Here is a 16475-nt window from a genome sequence, read left to right as displayed (position 1 = left end):
GCTAAATTAGCGGACAAATGCCATGGCAACACCACCATCCACATTGAGGACATTCCCCGTGGATTTTGATAGTAGACCGCCTACAAAAGAGAAGCAAGCATTTGCTATATCCTCCGGTAAAATAACTTCATTCAACAATGTCCGCTTGGCATAATAGGCCGGTAGTTCCTCTACACGAATCCCATAAGCTTTGGCTCGACCTTCTGCCCAGCCCCCGGCCCAGATATTACTATCCGAGATGACCGCATCTGGATTCACGACATTAACACGAATCTTAAAAGGTCCTAACTCCGCCGCACAGAGCCTGCTCAGGTGCAATTGTGCTCCCTTAGCGCTCCCATAGCCGGCATTGTTTGGTCCACTTACCAATGCATTTTTACTGACAATATTAATAATATCACCACCAACACCCTGTTGTTTCAAAATCGGAACCGTGGCCTGTGTAACCAAAAACTGCCCTTTAACCAATACATCGTATAGGAGATCCCAATCTGCCTGACTATGCTCTTCTATAGATTTTGAAATGGACAGCCCGGCATTATTGACGATAATATCAATTCCGCCGAAAGCCAGCAATGTACGCTGTAGTGCTTGCAAAATCTGTTGTTCATCCTTCACATCCATCGCTACCGAAACAACCGAATCTCTTCCAAACTCACCTACAAACTCCTGCTCACAGCCCGCAAGACGCTCCGTATTGACATCGGTCAGGACAATGACGGCACCTTCTTGCACCATTTTTCGCGCGATGGCTTTACCTATCCCCCCGCCGCTACCGGTCACGAAGGCAATTTTACCCGAAAGCGCCTTGGGTTTAGGCATGCGTTGTAGTTTTGCTTCTTCCAATAGCCAGTACTCGATGTCAAATGCTTCCTGTCTCGGCAAGGCCGTGTACGCACTTATGGCCTCGGCTCCTTTCATCACGTTTATGGCATTCATATAGAATTCGGCAGCTACTCTGGCTGTCTGCTTGTCTTTGGCAAAGGAAAACAAACCAACACCGGGATACAGTACAATCACCGGGTTTTGATCTCTGATGGCAGGACTATCGGCGTGTTTACATTGCTCATAATAGGCCGTATACATCGCGCGATAAGCGGTAAACAGTGGTTCAAGTTTCACGATAAGCGCTGCACTATCGTCCAGATCCTCGGATCTATCCAGGTTTAATACCAGCGGTTGAATTTTGGTCCGCAAAAAATGGTCCGGACAGCTTGTCCCCAAAGGCGCCAATCGTTCCAAGTCATTTGAATTGATAAACTCCAATACGCGTACATCATCTGTAAAATGACCGATCATATGACGTTCGCTAGAACAGAACCCACGCAATACTGGCATCAATTTCACAGCTTGAGATTCCCGTCCGGCCTGATCCAGACTGTCGCTCTTTTGACCACCAAACACGGGACCTTTCTTTCCATAATTTTGTTCGAGATAAGCGGCGCAACGTTCGATCACATCTAACGAATTCATATAACAGGCATAAGCTGTATCACCCCAGGTGAACAGACCGTGTGATCCAAGCATAATGCCCCTTATCCCTGGGTTTTCTTCGAGACAGGCACGTAATTGTAGCCCTAGATCGAAACCGGGCCGTTGCCAATCGACCCAACCGATTGTCCCTTCAAATAACTGATGGGTGATTTCCTTCCCATCTTTGGCTGCGGCAATCGCAATCGCAGCGTCCGGATGCAAATGATCAATATGTTTGAACGGCAAAAAAGCGTGTAAAGGCGTATCTATTGAAGGCGCCTTGGAGGCGAGGTCGAAAATACAATGATTAAACAGCTCTACCATTTCATCTTCCTGATCTATACCCTTATATACTCTTTCAAGATTATGCAAGCGCTCTAGATACAAAGCAGCAAGTCCCGATTTCTTCAGGGTCCCAATATCACCGCCGGAACCTTTTATCCACATCACCTCGACATCTTCACCAGTCAGTGGATCCACCATATTGACTTTACAGGACGTATTTCCACCACCATAGTTAGTGATGCGAAGATCTGCTCCCAAAATATTGGAACGATACAACAGCAATGCGATCTCATCCTCGCCAAGCGATTTTGCTTTTTGTTCATCCCATAAATTGTTTACGTATTTGTATGTTTTCACTTCTTCCATATTTATATTTTTACACTAATTTTCCAATGTTTTTGCAAAGCCCACGACACAGATGGACAGGATAATGGTGATTATACCAGCGATAATAGATCGGTGGGTAGCCCGGTCGACCCCCTTCCACTCCTTCAATAAAATACCCCAGGCATTTGAAATAAGAATGATAAAGGCCATATGTAAAATCCACGAGCTTGCGCCATTTCCAAGACGGCTTTCCCCCATTCCATAGAAAAAGAACTGCAGATACCAAGTCGTACCGGCCAGGGCGCAGAGCAGGAGATTCCGCATTTTGGGAACTTCCTTTTTTGTATACTCCGAAAAGGTTTTATTTTTCAGCAAGAGGTAAAGGCACCAAAGAAAGTTGGTTGTAAAACCGCCCCAAAGGATGACGATATAGGTTACGTTATTTTGATATAAAAATTCTCCTTGTTCTGGATGGTTAGCTTTCCATAGCACATTGGCAACGTCAGCCATCGGCTTACCCGCCTCAATGCCAAAATTAAAACAGGCGCTCAGAATGCCCGATATAATCGCAACTGTAATACCCAAGCCGAAATTGTAATCAGAGCTCCCTGCTTTCGAAAAGGAGGCAAGATGGCTTTCTTTCGATACCCCTGCCTTTCCACAGAGATATACCCCCAGCACACATAAAGCGAGTCCAAGGAGAATACATACACCTGCATTACTGGTGAAAAAGTAGTCTATCCCATGCTTACCCGTTGTTGGATAAATGAAATAATAAATGCTTGGCATTAATGAGCCGAAAACCATACTTAGCCCCAAAATAATGCTGCTTCCCAATGACACACCCAAATAACGAACACCCAGTCCATAGGTCAATCCACCTATCCCCCAGAGTAGACCGAAAAGAAATGTATAACCAAGAATACTGTTGCTGCTTCCCTTTATAATATCCATAAAATTGGGTATGGTCAGCATCGCCGCGACAGGAGGAATGATGATCCAAGAAAAAAGACCGCCAAGAATCCACATGGTTTCCCAGGACCAACCTTTAACTTTTTTATAGGGTACATAAAAACTTCCTGAGGCAAAACCGCCTATAAAATGAAATAAAACTCCAAAAACAGCATTCATAATAATCGTTTAGGTATTACGAAAACTAAAATATACCTTTCCATCGGCTCAACTGTTATGAACTGTTATGGGCTTGTAGGAATACCTTTCTTGTCATTGCATATAAAAAGGATTTTAACTAAGTTTAGCTAGAATTAATACACTGAAATTTTTGAAGAAATATCTTTTATTCCTGGATACCGAAACCTCTGGTTTGCCAAAAAAATGGGATCGAAAATATACGGATAGTGAAAACTGGCCGCATGTACTCCAATTGGCCTGGATTATTTTTGATGAAGAACAGCAAGAGGTCAAACGTAGCAATAAATATATCTATGAACCATTGATTCCGATCAGTCCGGCTTCTGAACAGATTCATGGTCTGACACCGCCCTTTTTGATGAAACATGGTGAAAAGATGAAGGATGTACTCCGCAAGCTCGCTCACGATATCAAAAAATACCGGCCTCAGCTGATTGGCCATTTTCTTTCTTTCGACCTCCAGGTACTTTGTGCGGAATATCATCGGGTTAACTTACCGATTCCGTTTTATGGACTGAATTACTTTTGTACCTTGTTACACAGCAGAAAATATGTGCGCAACCCCAATATGGTCCACCTTCCATTGGCCTTGCTACACGAAGCACTGTTCTCCGAAGCCCCTACAGCAATACACAATGCCGAAAAAGATGCTGCAATTACAGCAAAATGCTATTTTGAAATGGTGCAGCAAGCGGAGCTCAGTGAAGAAGATATCAGCAAGCAGCAAGGAGAATTCAATAACATCTTATCATGATATCTACTATGAAAAATGCGGAAGATATCCTCGCCCTACTCAGGTCAACCCACCCCTTTCAAGTACTGCCCGAAACTGTTCAGATCAGTCTGATTGAACTGATGTATCCCTACCGTTTCACAAAAGACACTTTGGTCTATCGGCAGAATATTACCGACATGGAAGGCGTCGACCTTATACAGAAAGGTGAATATGAAACTTTTTTCTTGGATAGTTCAGACAACAAAAGGCTGATTGAGATCCATCATAATCCCTACTGTTTTGGAGGGATCTCTGTATTATTAAATCGAACAAAAGCACTCAAATCTGTTCTTGCAAAAAAAGGAACGGTCATCTATCGCTTACCACGGAAGAATTTTATTGAACTCTGCAATGCCAATGAAGAATTCTTTCAATTCTTTACCAATTCCTTTGGAAAACGGATGTTAGATGAAGAGTTCGCCCATTTTGTTAAATCACCAGCCAGCTTCGAGGAAAGCTATTTTGCGGCGGATCAGCTCTATTCCCGCAAAATTGAACATATTGTATATAAGGATATTGTTGCTTGTACATCCGATACTCCTATTTATGAGGTTGCACGAACCATGGCTCAGCATAAAGTGAGCTGTGCGTTCATCAAAGATGAGGACCATATCATTGGCTATGTCACCGACATGACCCTGAGAGATCGTGTTATAGCACAACAGGTAGCTGCTACAGCAGCTATCGTTTCGGTCATGGACAACCCCATAGTCAGCATTTCCAATCAGGCCTACCTGTATGAAGCTGTACTTAAAATGTTTCATACCAAGTCCAGATACCTGCTCGTTGAAAAAGAAGGTAAATATGTCGGCTTTCTAAGTCGTAATCGGCTTCTGAGCGAACAGGGGCAATCTCCACTGGTTTTTATCCAATCGGTAAAGCTTGCTGAAACACGCGAAGAGCTACGTGATAAATGGAACAATGTCCCCGAAATCATTCATCAGTTATTGGCTAGAGGGGTTAATGCCGAAATTGCCAATCAAGTCATCACCACCGTTGCGGACAGCATCGCCTTAAAAGTGATCGAGAAAGTTATCAAAGCAATGGGCGAACCACCGGCCAAGTTTGTATTTATGGTCACAGGAAGTGAAGGACGCAAAGAGCAGACACTGATGACAGACCAGGACAATGCTATTATATATGAAGACAAGGCCAACGAGCAGCGGGAATATGTAAGAGATTATTTTCTGAAATTTGCACGTGAGGTTTCTGACCACCTAAATACCATTGGTTTCAGCTATTGTACCGGTGGCTATATGGCTAGCAATCCCGAGTGGACACATTCACTTTCCCATTGGAAAAACAATTATAAGATGTGGATTGAAGAAAGCATTCCGGAAAATGCGATTAAGTTCTCTACCTTTTTCGATTGTCGGAGGTTATATGGTGATCAGCACATCATCGACCAACTGAAAGACTTTCTGACAGTAGAGTTGCAAAAACCCAATGAACGATTCTTTGCGTTCATTGCGAAAAATGCGTTGCAATACGAACCACCGCTGACCTTTTTCAAAACAATAAAAACACAAACCATTGGGTCAACAGAAGTATTTAATATTAAGAAGGCAATGACCCCCATCGTCGACCTCGTGCGTGTCTATGCGCTGAAAAACCAAATTTATGAAGAGAATACTGGCGGAAGGTTGAAGGCATTGTTGAATCTGGGAATATTTACTCAAGAACAATATGATGAGCTTCATCAATCGTATTATTACCTGATGTCCATTCGCCTGAAAAACCAAACCAATCAGGTTCGGATTACGAAGTTGAGTCCGGACAACTATATTGCGATGGAAAACCTGACAAAAATTGAGAAAGCTACATTAAAGGAAATATTTAAAACAATAGGCAATTTCCAATTGGGCATCAAGTTGAAGTTTACAAATAATATTTTCGGATAATAGCGGAACAACCAGGGGACAAGTCGCGCATTGAATCTATTTTAGTTTTATTGTCCTTTAATGGTTTACTGAAATATATTTCACTTTCAATTTTCGTTTTTTCAATAATTCCTTATATTTATCACAGGCATATGCTAGCTTTGTAGCTGGAATATCCCGATTAAACTTATTATAATAACGATAGACAACATGAGCAAATTGAGATTAGCATTTGTATTCTTTACGATTTTATTTATTTCATCGTACACTTTATTACAGGCTCAAACTCCTACAGCAGCGCCAGTTACCGCCACCCAGCAGGCCAATGACGCTTACAAATACAGCCCGGATGGACTAAGAAAAGGGAGCTTGGCAAATCAGTTTGATCACTTAAATTATATATCAAAAAACAATTATGATTTCAAGATGGTCCGCAAAACCAACCTTGATATTGTAAAAAAGAACGTTGTTGATACTGTAGCCAAGTTGCGCAAGGAAATCAATACCTTAAAATCTTCATCCAGCAACTATACCTCCAATACCAAAAACTTACAGGATTCTATTCAGCTATTAAAAGATCAGCTTGCACAGGAACAGCAAAAAACAGATAGCTTTTCATTCTTGGGCATCAATACATCCAAAGGTTTATATAGCACAGTGGTCTGGACCATCATTGGTGTCTTAGCTGTCGCTACCTTTATCTTCCTATTCTCTTATCGGAAAGCCAAGGTTGACACCGTAGAATTTCAGAAAACAGCGGAACAATCGCAAGAAGAATTTGCAACATTCCGTAAAAAGGCAATGGAAAAAGAGCAATTGCTGAAACGTCAATTGCAAGACGAATTAAATAAAAAGATATAGTAATAGTCTCTAAAAGACGATACTCGGCTATTCTTATCGACCTGAAGCGGCGCTTGATCATAAGCTTGCTTCAGGTCGATCACATTTAGATACCATTCGAAAAAGGAAAGGCTGATGTTAAAAAATAGATGCCCAATACGCCGGAAAAAGTATATTAGCTGCTTCAAGAATCGAAACTAACAGAATTACAAGAGATAACATTTTGACCTCCATTAATAAAATTGTAATTTAATTGCAAATTCTATTTGTTTTTAAAAACGAATAACCTTATTTTTGCTGACCAAAAAAGAGGCCTTTTATGTCTCTTATATAAAATTGATTAATAAATATTTAGTCCCTATAATATGCCCAAGATTGGTAAAATAGCGCAGATTATCGGCCCAGTTGTTGACGTCAACTTCGCCGACAGTGAAAATCTACCTAAAATTTACGATGCATTGTACATTCAAAAAGAAAATGGACAACGTGTTGTATTGGAAGTTCAACAACACTTAGGTCAGGATCGTGTACGTACAATTGCCATGGACGCAACTGAAGGTTTGGTTCGCGGAATGGAAGTTGTTGATACTGGTGCTCCTATCAAAATGCCTGTTGGTGAAGAAATCAAAGGTCGTGTATTCAATGTAGTAGGTGATGCCATTGATGGTATCCAAAATTTGAGTAAAGAGAATGGTCGTCCTATCCACAACGTCCCTCCTAAATTCGAAGATCTATCTACTGAATCAGAAGTACTTTTTACTGGTATCAAAGTTATTGACCTTTTAGAGCCATATGCTAAAGGTGGTAAAATTGGTTTATTTGGTGGTGCCGGTGTAGGTAAAACTGTATTAATCCAAGAGTTGATCAACAACATCGCTAAAGGTCACGGTGGTCTTTCTGTATTTGCTGGTGTAGGTGAACGTACACGTGAAGGTAATGACTTATTGCGTGAGATGTTGGAATCAGGTATCATCAAATATGGTGAGCATTTTATGGAAGGCATGGAAAAAGGTGAATGGCCTTTGGACACTGTTGACCACGAATTAATGAAAGAATCTAAATGTACTTTCGTATTCGGTCAAATGAATGAGCCTCCAGGTGCACGTGCACGTGTTGCTTTGTCAGGTTTAACTGTTGCGGAATATTTCCGTGATGGTGATGGCGAAGGTCAAGGTCGTGACGTCCTATTCTTTATCGATAACATCTTCCGTTTTACACAAGCTGGTTCAGAAGTATCCGCACTATTAGGCCGTATGCCTTCAGCAGTAGGTTACCAACCAACCTTAGCAACAGAGATGGGTTTGATGCAAGAGCGTATTACTTCAACTAAAAACGGCTCGATCACTTCAGTACAAGCGGTATATGTACCTGCCGATGACTTAACTGACCCTGCTCCAGCGACAACATTTGCTCACTTGGACGCAACAACAGTATTGTCTCGTAAAATTGCTGAGTTAGGTATCTATCCTGCTGTGGATCCATTGGATTCTACATCTCGTATCCTTTCTCCTGCTGTTTTAGGTGCTGAACATTATGATACTGCACAACGTGTAAAAGAAATTCTTCAACGTTACAAAGAATTGCAAGATATCATTGCGATCCTAGGTATGGACGAATTATCTGAAGAAGATAAATTAACCGTTCACCGCGCTCGTCGTGTACAACGTTTCTTATCACAACCTTTCCACGTAGCCGAACAATTTACAGGTTTAAAAGGTGTATTGGTAGACATCAAAGATACCATCAAAGGCTTCAATATGATTATTGAAGGTGAAGTCGATGAATATCCTGAAGCTGCCTTCAACTTGGTAGGTAACATTAATGATGCTATCGAAAAAGGTAAGAAATTATTAGCAGAAGCAGTTTAATTTAGATATTAGACCATAGGTATGAGATAATAGACTTTCGATTATCTCATATCTATTTGAAAACCTAAAGTTCTCAAATCTCATATCTCAAATCTTATATCTAAGAATAATGAAATTAACAATTATCACTCCCGACAAATTAGTATACGAAGGCGAAGTAACATCTGTTACTGTCCCTGGCTCTGCGGGCTCTTTCCAAATTTTGAAAGACCACGCGGCGATTGTTTCTACTTTGGAAGATGGAAAAGTAATTATTCAACAAGGTAAAGGTGGACAAGAAGTGTTCATTAAAGGTGGCGTCGTGGAAGCAAAAGACAATGTCATTACCGTGCTTGCTGAAGGAATTATCGGAGATTAAATCAATTGATTTTAAAATATTGAAAAGCTTCCGATAGAAATATCGGAAGCTTTTTTTTTAAAGTTTTTTTGACAATTTCTTCATTTTAGGAAGAAATTTACCCTTTGTAACAAAAAATAATTTTTTGACCATGTAGACCAATTTTAAATACGGTATACGACTAACAAAATTTAAAACCGAACAAACCAAATAATAACAGTTTAAAATTTTTTAAAACATGAAAATTTAAAATTTTATTCTAAATAGAAAATTAGCACTTTAGCTATTGCCAATTATTGTAATTCCTGCTACCTTGAGGAAATGAAAATCGAAGGTTTTTACCAAGACCTGAGATAGCATGATTTACCAGCAAAAACCAAAAAAGGGAATTATTTAAATAAGGTAAATTTTGGGTTATGAAATATTACGACAAGAACACATTGATTTATTTAGACGGAGCTTTTGTAAAAGCTTCTGAGGCTGCATTGAATCCCTTTGCACAATCGCTTCATTATGGCTATGCTGTATTCGATGGTCTACGCGCGTACAATACCCACAATGGTCCGCGTATCTTTAAGGCGGACAAGCATTTTGACCGATTAAAGAAATCTTGTGAAGCGGTTGGAATTCCTTATCAATGGAGCAACCGTGAGCTAATTGACAAATGCTATGAGCTTTTGGCTGTAAACAACTTACGAGAGGCTTATATCCGCCCACTAGTGCTCACAGGATCCAATATGCATCTGACCTCCTCTACGGAAGCTAATCTGATGATTGCCGCCTGGGAATGGGGACCTTATCTTGGTCAGAACCTGCTCCGTGTGTGTATCTCCGATATCAAAAGACCTAATCCAAAATCTTTTAAAACCGACTCGAAGATATCAGGGCAGTACGTAAACTCTATTTTGGCAACAACAGAAGCGATTAACAGAGGTTTCGACGAAGCACTTATGCTTGACCATGAAGGTTTCGTCGCACAAGCTTCCAGTGAGAATATTTTTATTGAGAAAGATTTCAAAATCTATACTCCACCGACGAAGAATATATTCCCCGGCATTACAAGGCAGACCGTTAAAAACATCTGTAAAAAGCTGAATTTCGAAGTCATTGAAAAACAATTGACGGTAGAAGATATCTATACCGCAGATAGTGCATTCCTCTGTGGTACTGCAGCAGAAATTATCGGAATCAAACAAGTTGACGATGTGATCTATCAAGAAGAGTGGGAACACAGTATAGGTGCGTCGATCCAAAGAAGATATAAAAATTTAGTATTAGAGAACGAAAATTATGAAGTCATTATCTAACGGCGAAAATGCAATGAACAAATACAGCCGTACATTTACACAAGACGAAACGCAACCTGCTGCTAAAGCGATGCTTTATGGTATCGGTTTGACAGATGCCGATATGGACAAGGCGCAGGTCGGTATTGCCAGCATGGGATATGATGGTAATACGTGTAATATGCATCTCAATGATTTGGCACAAATCGTCAAAAAAGGTGTTTGGAACAATGACTTAGTGGGTTTGACCTTCGGCACTATCGGTGTCAGTGATGGTATGAGCAATGGTACAGATGGTATGCGTTACTCATTGGTCAGTCGTGATGTAATCGCTGACAGTATCGAAACGATCTGTGGCGGTCAATATTACGATGGTCTGATCTCTATTCCTGGATGTGATAAAAACATGCCTGGTGCTATTATCGCAATGGCCCGTTTGGACCGCCCGTCTTTAATGGTCTATGGTGGTACAATTGCACCTGGACATTATAAAGGTGAGGAATTAAACATCGTCTCTGCTTTTGAAGCCTTAGGACAACGCATCTGTGGCAATCTCTCCGATGAAGATTACGAGGGTATCATCAAACATACCTGTCCTGGTGCGGGTGCTTGTGGCGGTATGTATACTGCAAACACAATGGCTTCTGCAATTGAGGCATTGGGAATGAGCTTACCTTATTCTTCTTCTAATCCGGCAATCTCTGAAGCAAAGAAAAATGAATGTTTAGATGCGGGTAAATACATCCGTACCTTACTGGAAAAAGATATTAAACCTTCCGATATCATGACACGCAAAGCATTCGAGAATGCATTACGTGCGATCGTTATCTTAGGCGGAAGTACCAATGCGGTACTTCACTTTATTGCAATTGGCAAAGCCATAGGCGTTGACATTTCTCAGGATGATTTCCAACGTATGAGTGATGAAACCCCGGTATTGGCAGACTTCAAACCTTCCGGTAAATACTTGATGCAGGATCTTCAACAATATGGCGGAACTCCTGCCGTAATGAGATATCTTCTGGATGAAGGTTTATTGCATGGCGATTGTATTACTGTGACCGGCAAAACGGTTGCTGAAAATTTAGCTGATGTAAAATCCATTATGGCGTATGATCAGCCTATTATCAAACCGTTGAGCGACCCAATCAAAGCAACAGGACATTTACAGATTCTTTACGGAAACCTAGCTGAAAAAGGTTCGGTAGCAAAAATATCGGGCAAAGAAGGTGAAAAATTCACTGGCCCCGCACGTGTATTCGATGGCGAACATGACTTAGTCGCTGGTATTGCCTCGGGTAGAATTAAACAGGGAGATGTGGTCGTTATTAAAAACGAAGGCCCAATAGGCGCTCCAGGTATGCCTGAGATGCTTAAACCAACTTCGTTAATTATCGGCGCTGGTTTAGGTAAATCAGTGGCATTGATTACAGACGGCCGCTTCTCCGGTGGAACGCACGGTTTCGTTGTAGGTCACATTACACCTGAATCCTACAAAGGTGGATTAATCGGCTTGGTACATGATGACGATATCATCGAGATTGACGCTGTTAATAATACAATCAATGTGAAACTTTCCGATGAGGAGATTGCAAAACGTCGTGCGGCATGGGTGCAACCTGCATTAAAAGTGAGCAAAGGGGTGTTATACAAATATGCTAAAACCGTGGCTGATGCATCAGAAGGCTGTGTAACGGATCTGTAGAAAACAAATAGTTTAAATTAAAAAATGGAAAGACTGTCAAGCGTTTGGCTTGCACAAGAAGAATCTCAATACTCAATACTAATATCTCAATACTAATCAATATGAGTACACTGGAAATAACAGAAAATAAGGCCGCTAAAGAGCAGCAAACTCCGACACAGATTTCGGGATCGAAAGCTGTTTTGGAAGCCTTATTGAGCGAAGGAGTTGATACCGTATTTGGTTATCCTGGAGGCGCAATTATGCCGATCTATGATGCCCTTTATGATTATACGGATCGTCTGAAGCATATTTTAGTGCGCCATGAACAAGGTGGAATCCACGCGGCGCAAGGTTATGCAAGAACTTCAGGTCGTACTGGTGTCGTCTTCGCGACAAGTGGTCCTGGAGCAACAAACTTAGTTACTGGACTGGCTGATGCCATGATCGACAGTAACCCGATCGTCTGTGTCACAGGTCAGGTTTTTGCTTCACTACTGGGGACGGATGCTTTTCAGGAAACAGATGTCATCAATATCACAGCACCGGTCACAAAATGGAACTACCAAGTCACTGACGCAACTGAAATTCCAGCTGCACTCGCTAAAGCATTTTATATTGCCAGTACTGGTCGTCCAGGCCCGGTACTGATCGATATCACCAAGAATGCGCAAATACAATTGTTCGATTACTTCGGTTACGAAAAATGCAATCACGTACGCAGCTATAGACCTGCACCGCAGGTCCGCAAAGAGTATGTGGAGCAAGCGGCGGAATTAATCAACAATGCAAAAAAACCATTTATACTTTTCGGTCAGGGAATTATTTTAGGTAAAGCCGAGGCGGAATTCAAAGCTTTTATCGAAAAGACGGGCATTCCTTCCGCAGCAACTGTCATGGGATTGAGCGCCCTTCCGACAGACCACAAACTTCATGTTGGTATGCTGGGGATGCACGGCAATTATGCACCAAATGTCATGACCAATGAGTGTGATGTATTAATCGCAATCGGTATGCGCTTCGATGACCGTGTCACAGGCCGATTGGACAAATATGCCAAACAAGCGAAAGTGATCCATTTGGATATTGACCCTGCTGAGATCGACAAAAACGTACAAACCACGGTACCGGTATGGGGTGACTGTAAAGAATCACTTCCAATGCTGACCGAATTGGTAAATGCTGTGGATCATTCTGCATGGTTAGCACAATTCCGTCAGCTTGAACAGGAAGAAATCAAAGAAGTCATTCAAAATGAACTTCATCCGCAAACGGATATCCTGACCATGGGTGAGGTAATCAATGTGTTGAATGAATTGACTGGTGGTGATGCCATTATCACAACAGACGTAGGTCAGCATCAGATGGTGTCCTGTCGTTATGCTAAATTTAAAAACAGTAAATCAAATGTAACATCAGGTGGACTGGGAACCATGGGCTTTGGTCTTCCGGCAGCGATCGGCGCCTGGTACGGCGCCCCAGAGAAAACTGTTGTTGCTATCATCGGTGACGGAGGTATTCAAATGACCATTCAAGAATTGGGAACTATTATGCAGTTTGGCGCGAAGGTGAAAATCATGATCTTGAACAACGAGTTCTTAGGTATGGTACGTCAATGGCAACAACTGTTTCATGACAAGCGCTATTCATTCGTGAATATCACTAGTCCTGACTTTGTTGCAGTTGCAAAAGGATATTATATCGATGGACAGAAAATTTCAGAACGCAAAGATCTTCGCAATGCCCTTCAGACCATGCTTGAACACGATGGTGCTTATCTATTGGAAGTTATGGTAGGAAAGGAAAACAATGTATTCCCGATGGTTGCACAAGGAACATCCGTATCAGAGATCCGCTTAAAGTAAAGTTTAAAATGGAAAAACAAGAATATACCATTACCCTATATACAGAGAATTCTATCGGTCTTATCGGCAGGATCTCAACGATTTTTTCAAGAAGAAAAATCAATATCGAAAGCTTGAATACCTCCCCTTCTGAAGTAGAAGGCATACATCGATTTACCATTGTCATTACAGAGGCTGAAGATGTTTTGCGCAAGCTTTGTCGCCAGTTGGAAAAACAGATTGACATTCTTAAAGCCTACTACAACACCAATGACGAAGTAATCTGGCAAGAACAAGCTTTATATAAAGTCCCTGCTGACGTTGTCAATGAAAAGGTATATGTTGAACGTTTACTACGTCAATATGGAGCCAATGTGGTTGTGATCCGTAACGATTATATCGTTTTCGAAACTGCCGGTCACCGTGAGGAAATTGACAAGTTGACTGAGGAATTGACAAAATACGGATTGATCGAATTTGTCCGTGGTGCCCGTATCGCTATCATTAAAGATAGCGCTGGTTTCCACTCCAAATTGGTTCAGTTTGAAGCAAAGGAACCTTCCATAGAAATCGTTGAAAATGAATATCTCGACAAACGGGATGATGTATTTACTATGTAATCACATGCAAGAAACATTTAATTTTATCTTACAGGCACGCCAAAAATTCATTGAATTGGTGGATAGTCTTTCCATAGAGCAACTCAACAAAATCCCCACTGGGTTTAATAATAATATTATCTGGAATTTCGGACATATCGTCGTGAGTACACAGACTTTAGTCTATGTTCGTACAGGTATCAAAGCTGACACTTCTTGGGTGAAATACAACGAAGATTACAGAAAAGATACCAAACCCACACGTTTTGTGGAGCAGGCTGAAATTGATGAATTAAAAGCAATCGCTATCCAAAGTATCGAACAGATCGCCAAAGACTACGAAAATGGTATTTTCGGAGAGATTACCTCTTTTTCAACCGCTACCTATGGTTATCCAATGGATACAGTTGAAGATGTTATCGCTTTGACCTCTGGACATGATAATGTTCATTATGGCTATGCTTTGGCGCAACGTAAATTAGTACAATAAAAAAATAAATAATCAACAACCAATAACAGAAAGTAAAACAATGGCAAATTATTTCAACACCTTACCGCTTAGAGAGCAGTTAGAACAATTAAGTCACGCTGAATTCATGGATAATACTGAATTCACCGATGGTGTAAATGCTTTAAAAGGTAAAAAAATCGTAATCGTAGGATGTGGTGCTCAAGGCTTGAACCAAGGTTTAAACTTAAGAGATAGCGGATTGGACGTATCTTATGCTTTACGTAAAGAAGCTATTGAACAAAAAAGAGATTCTTGGAAAAACGCTACGGACAACAACTTCAATGTAGGAACTTATGAAGAGTTGATTCCAACAGCAGATTTGGTCATTAACTTGACTCCAGATAAACAACATACTTCGGTTATCACCGCTGTTATGCCGTTGATGAAAGAAGGTGCAACCCTATCTTATTCACACGGTTTCAACATCGTTGAGGAAGGTATGCAAATCCGTAAAGATATCACTGTCATCATGGTTGCTCCAAAATGTCCAGGGTCTGAAGTACGTGCTGAATACCTTCGTGGATTTGGTGTCCCTACGTTGATCGCTGTTCACCCAGAGAATGATCCTCAAGGAAAGGGTTGGGCTGAAGCTAAAGCATACTGTGTAGGAACAGGTGGCCACAAAGCTGGTGTATTGAAATCTTCATTCGTGGCGGAAGTAAAATCAGATCTAATGGGTGAGCAAACTATTCTTTGTGGTTTGTTGCAAACAGGCTCTATTTTATCTTTCGACAAAATGATCGAAAAAGGAATTGAAGCTGGATACGCATCCAAATTGGTACAATATGGTGTTGAGGTGATTACTGAAGCCTTGAAACATGGTGGTGTAAGTGGTATGATGGACCGTTTGAGCAACCCTGCAAAAGTAAAAGCTTTTGAGATCTCTGAAGAACTGAAAGATATCATGCGTCCATTGTTCCAAAAACACCAAGACGATATCATGTCGGGTCACTTTAGCAAGACGATGATGGAAGATTGGGCAAATGGCGATGCTAACTTATTGAAATGGAGAGCTGAAACAGGTGAAACTGCATTCGAAAAAACAGCTGCTGGTGATGTTAAAATCAACGAGCAAGAATACTTCGACAATTATACCTTGATGGTCGCTTTCATTCGTGCTGGGGTAGAATTGGCATTTGAAACAATGGTTGAAGCTGGTATCAAACCAGAGTCTGCTTATTACGAATCATTGCACGAAACACCATTGATCGCAAATACGATCGCACGTAAGAAATTGTTTGAAATGAACCGTGTTATTTCTGACACAGCAGAATACGGTTGTTACCTATTTGATCAAGCTTGTAAACCTTTATTGGCTGATTTCATGAAAACTGTTGATACAGATTTAGTAGGTAAAAACTTTAACGAAAACAAAGATGCTGCAGTTGATAATGCACAATTAGTTGTTATCAATGAGATTTTACGTGATCATCCAGTAGAAATCGTTGGCCGAAAATTGCGTAAAGCAATGACCGCAATGAAAGCGATCAAAACTGTTTAAAAATTCATACGAATTATCTGTTTTTTAACGGCCGTATGGACTATCCAAGTGAATTCAATAGACATATGTGCTTCGAAATCATGGAAATTTCGTAATTTAGTATATTAAAACCA

The 16475-nt window shown here is 41.0% G+C and carries 13 protein-coding genes; 11 read left to right on the top strand and 2 right to left on the bottom strand.

Annotated elements, in window-relative coordinates; genetic code table 11:
* Window positions 1–6: 6 nt before the first annotated feature.
* Together M2408_RS05680 and rhaT are read right to left on the bottom strand one after the other, a co-directional pair.
* Window positions 7–2124 carry a bifunctional aldolase/short-chain dehydrogenase gene (locus tag M2408_RS05680; protein ID WP_259180084.1) on the bottom strand — a complete coding sequence of 706 codons (2118 nt, stop codon included), beginning with the start codon at window positions 2122–2124 and terminating at the stop codon, window positions 7–9.
* 15 nt (window positions 2125–2139) lie between these two features.
* Window positions 2140–3216: an L-rhamnose/proton symporter RhaT gene (gene rhaT, locus M2408_RS05675; RefSeq protein ID WP_259180082.1), complete on the bottom strand. Its 1077-nt coding sequence runs from the start codon at window positions 3214–3216 to the stop codon at window positions 2140–2142.
* Window positions 3217–3367: 151 nt separating this feature from the next.
* On the opposite strand from rhaT, the gene M2408_RS05670 reads away from it, so the two are divergent.
* The 11 genes from M2408_RS05670 to ilvC all read left to right on the top strand — a co-directional run bounded on the left by M2408_RS05670 (window position 3368) and on the right by ilvC (window position 16362).
* Window positions 3368–3991 (top strand): 3'-5' exonuclease, encoded by a 624-nt coding sequence (locus tag M2408_RS05670; protein ID WP_259180080.1) that lies wholly within the window; start codon window positions 3368–3370, stop codon window positions 3989–3991.
* Window positions 3988–5913, top strand: coding sequence for a DUF294 nucleotidyltransferase-like domain-containing protein (locus M2408_RS05665; protein WP_259180078.1), 1926 nt, complete (start codon window positions 3988–3990; stop codon window positions 5911–5913). The genes M2408_RS05670 and M2408_RS05665 overlap by 4 nt, the downstream gene beginning before the upstream one ends.
* Window positions 5914–6102: 189 nt before the next feature.
* Window positions 6103–6753 (top strand): hypothetical protein, encoded by a 651-nt coding sequence (locus tag M2408_RS05660; RefSeq protein ID WP_259180076.1) that lies wholly within the window; start codon window positions 6103–6105, stop codon window positions 6751–6753.
* A gap of 344 nt (window positions 6754–7097) precedes the next feature.
* A complete protein-coding gene (gene atpD / locus M2408_RS05655) occupies window positions 7098–8600 on the top strand; it encodes a F0F1 ATP synthase subunit beta (protein WP_259180074.1) in 1503 nt (500 codons plus the stop codon).
* A 109-nt stretch (window positions 8601–8709) separates the two neighbouring features.
* A complete protein-coding gene (gene atpC / locus M2408_RS05650) occupies window positions 8710–8958 on the top strand; it encodes an ATP synthase F1 subunit epsilon (RefSeq protein ID WP_028071934.1) in 249 nt (82 codons plus the stop codon).
* A gap of 395 nt (window positions 8959–9353) precedes the next feature.
* A complete protein-coding gene (locus M2408_RS05645; protein ID WP_259180068.1) occupies window positions 9354–10244 on the top strand; it encodes a branched-chain amino acid transaminase in 891 nt (296 codons plus the stop codon).
* A complete protein-coding gene (gene ilvD, locus M2408_RS05640; protein ID WP_259180065.1) occupies window positions 10228–11928 on the top strand; it encodes a dihydroxy-acid dehydratase in 1701 nt (566 codons plus the stop codon). Before M2408_RS05645 ends, ilvD begins: the two co-directional genes overlap by 17 nt.
* A gap of 101 nt (window positions 11929–12029) precedes the next feature.
* Window positions 12030–13772, top strand: a complete 1743-nt coding sequence (gene ilvB / locus M2408_RS05635) for a biosynthetic-type acetolactate synthase large subunit (protein ID WP_259180063.1) — start codon at window positions 12030–12032, stop codon at window positions 13770–13772.
* An 8-nt stretch (window positions 13773–13780) separates the two neighbouring features.
* Window positions 13781–14371 (top strand): acetolactate synthase small subunit, encoded by a 591-nt coding sequence (gene ilvN / locus M2408_RS05630; protein WP_070570155.1) that lies wholly within the window; start codon window positions 13781–13783, stop codon window positions 14369–14371.
* A 4-nt stretch (window positions 14372–14375) separates the two neighbouring features.
* A complete protein-coding gene (locus tag M2408_RS05625; RefSeq protein ID WP_259180051.1) occupies window positions 14376–14840 on the top strand; it encodes a DinB family protein in 465 nt (154 codons plus the stop codon).
* 40 nt (window positions 14841–14880) lie between these two features.
* Entirely contained in the window at window positions 14881–16362 is a 1482-nt protein-coding gene (gene ilvC / locus M2408_RS05620) for a ketol-acid reductoisomerase (RefSeq protein WP_120260208.1), read from the top strand.
* The last annotated feature ends 113 nt before the right edge of the window (window positions 16363–16475 follow it).

Origin of the sequence: Sphingobacterium sp. BIGb0165 (assembly GCF_024810095.1) — a bacterium.
Classification (GTDB): domain Bacteria; phylum Bacteroidota; class Bacteroidia; order Sphingobacteriales; family Sphingobacteriaceae; genus Sphingobacterium; species Sphingobacterium detergens.
This window is presented reverse-complemented; position numbering and strand designations above follow the sequence as displayed.

Excerpts from the sequence above, each read along its gene's own strand:
- rhaT (WP_259180082.1), bottom strand. The coding sequence starts at position 3,216 with ATGAATGCTGTTTTTGGAGTTTTATTTCATTTTATAGGCGGTTTTGCC.
- M2408_RS05680 (WP_259180084.1), bottom strand. The coding sequence starts at position 2,124 with ATGGAAGAAGTGAAAACATACAAATACGTAAACAATTTATGGGATGAA.
- ilvD (WP_259180065.1), top strand. The coding sequence starts at position 10,228 with ATGAAGTCATTATCTAACGGCGAAAATGCAATGAACAAATACAGCCGT.
- M2408_RS05660 (WP_259180076.1), top strand. The coding sequence starts at position 6,103 with ATGAGCAAATTGAGATTAGCATTTGTATTCTTTACGATTTTATTTATT.
- M2408_RS05645 (WP_259180068.1), top strand. The coding sequence starts at position 9,354 with ATGAAATATTACGACAAGAACACATTGATTTATTTAGACGGAGCTTTT.
- ilvC (WP_120260208.1), top strand. The coding sequence starts at position 14,881 with ATGGCAAATTATTTCAACACCTTACCGCTTAGAGAGCAGTTAGAACAA.
- atpD (WP_259180074.1), top strand. The coding sequence starts at position 7,098 with ATGCCCAAGATTGGTAAAATAGCGCAGATTATCGGCCCAGTTGTTGAC.
- M2408_RS05665 (WP_259180078.1), top strand. The coding sequence starts at position 3,988 with ATGATATCTACTATGAAAAATGCGGAAGATATCCTCGCCCTACTCAGG.
- M2408_RS05625 (WP_259180051.1), top strand. The coding sequence starts at position 14,376 with ATGCAAGAAACATTTAATTTTATCTTACAGGCACGCCAAAAATTCATT.
- atpC (WP_028071934.1), top strand. The coding sequence starts at position 8,710 with ATGAAATTAACAATTATCACTCCCGACAAATTAGTATACGAAGGCGAA.
- ilvN (WP_070570155.1), top strand. The coding sequence starts at position 13,781 with ATGGAAAAACAAGAATATACCATTACCCTATATACAGAGAATTCTATC.
- ilvB (WP_259180063.1), top strand. The coding sequence starts at position 12,030 with ATGAGTACACTGGAAATAACAGAAAATAAGGCCGCTAAAGAGCAGCAA.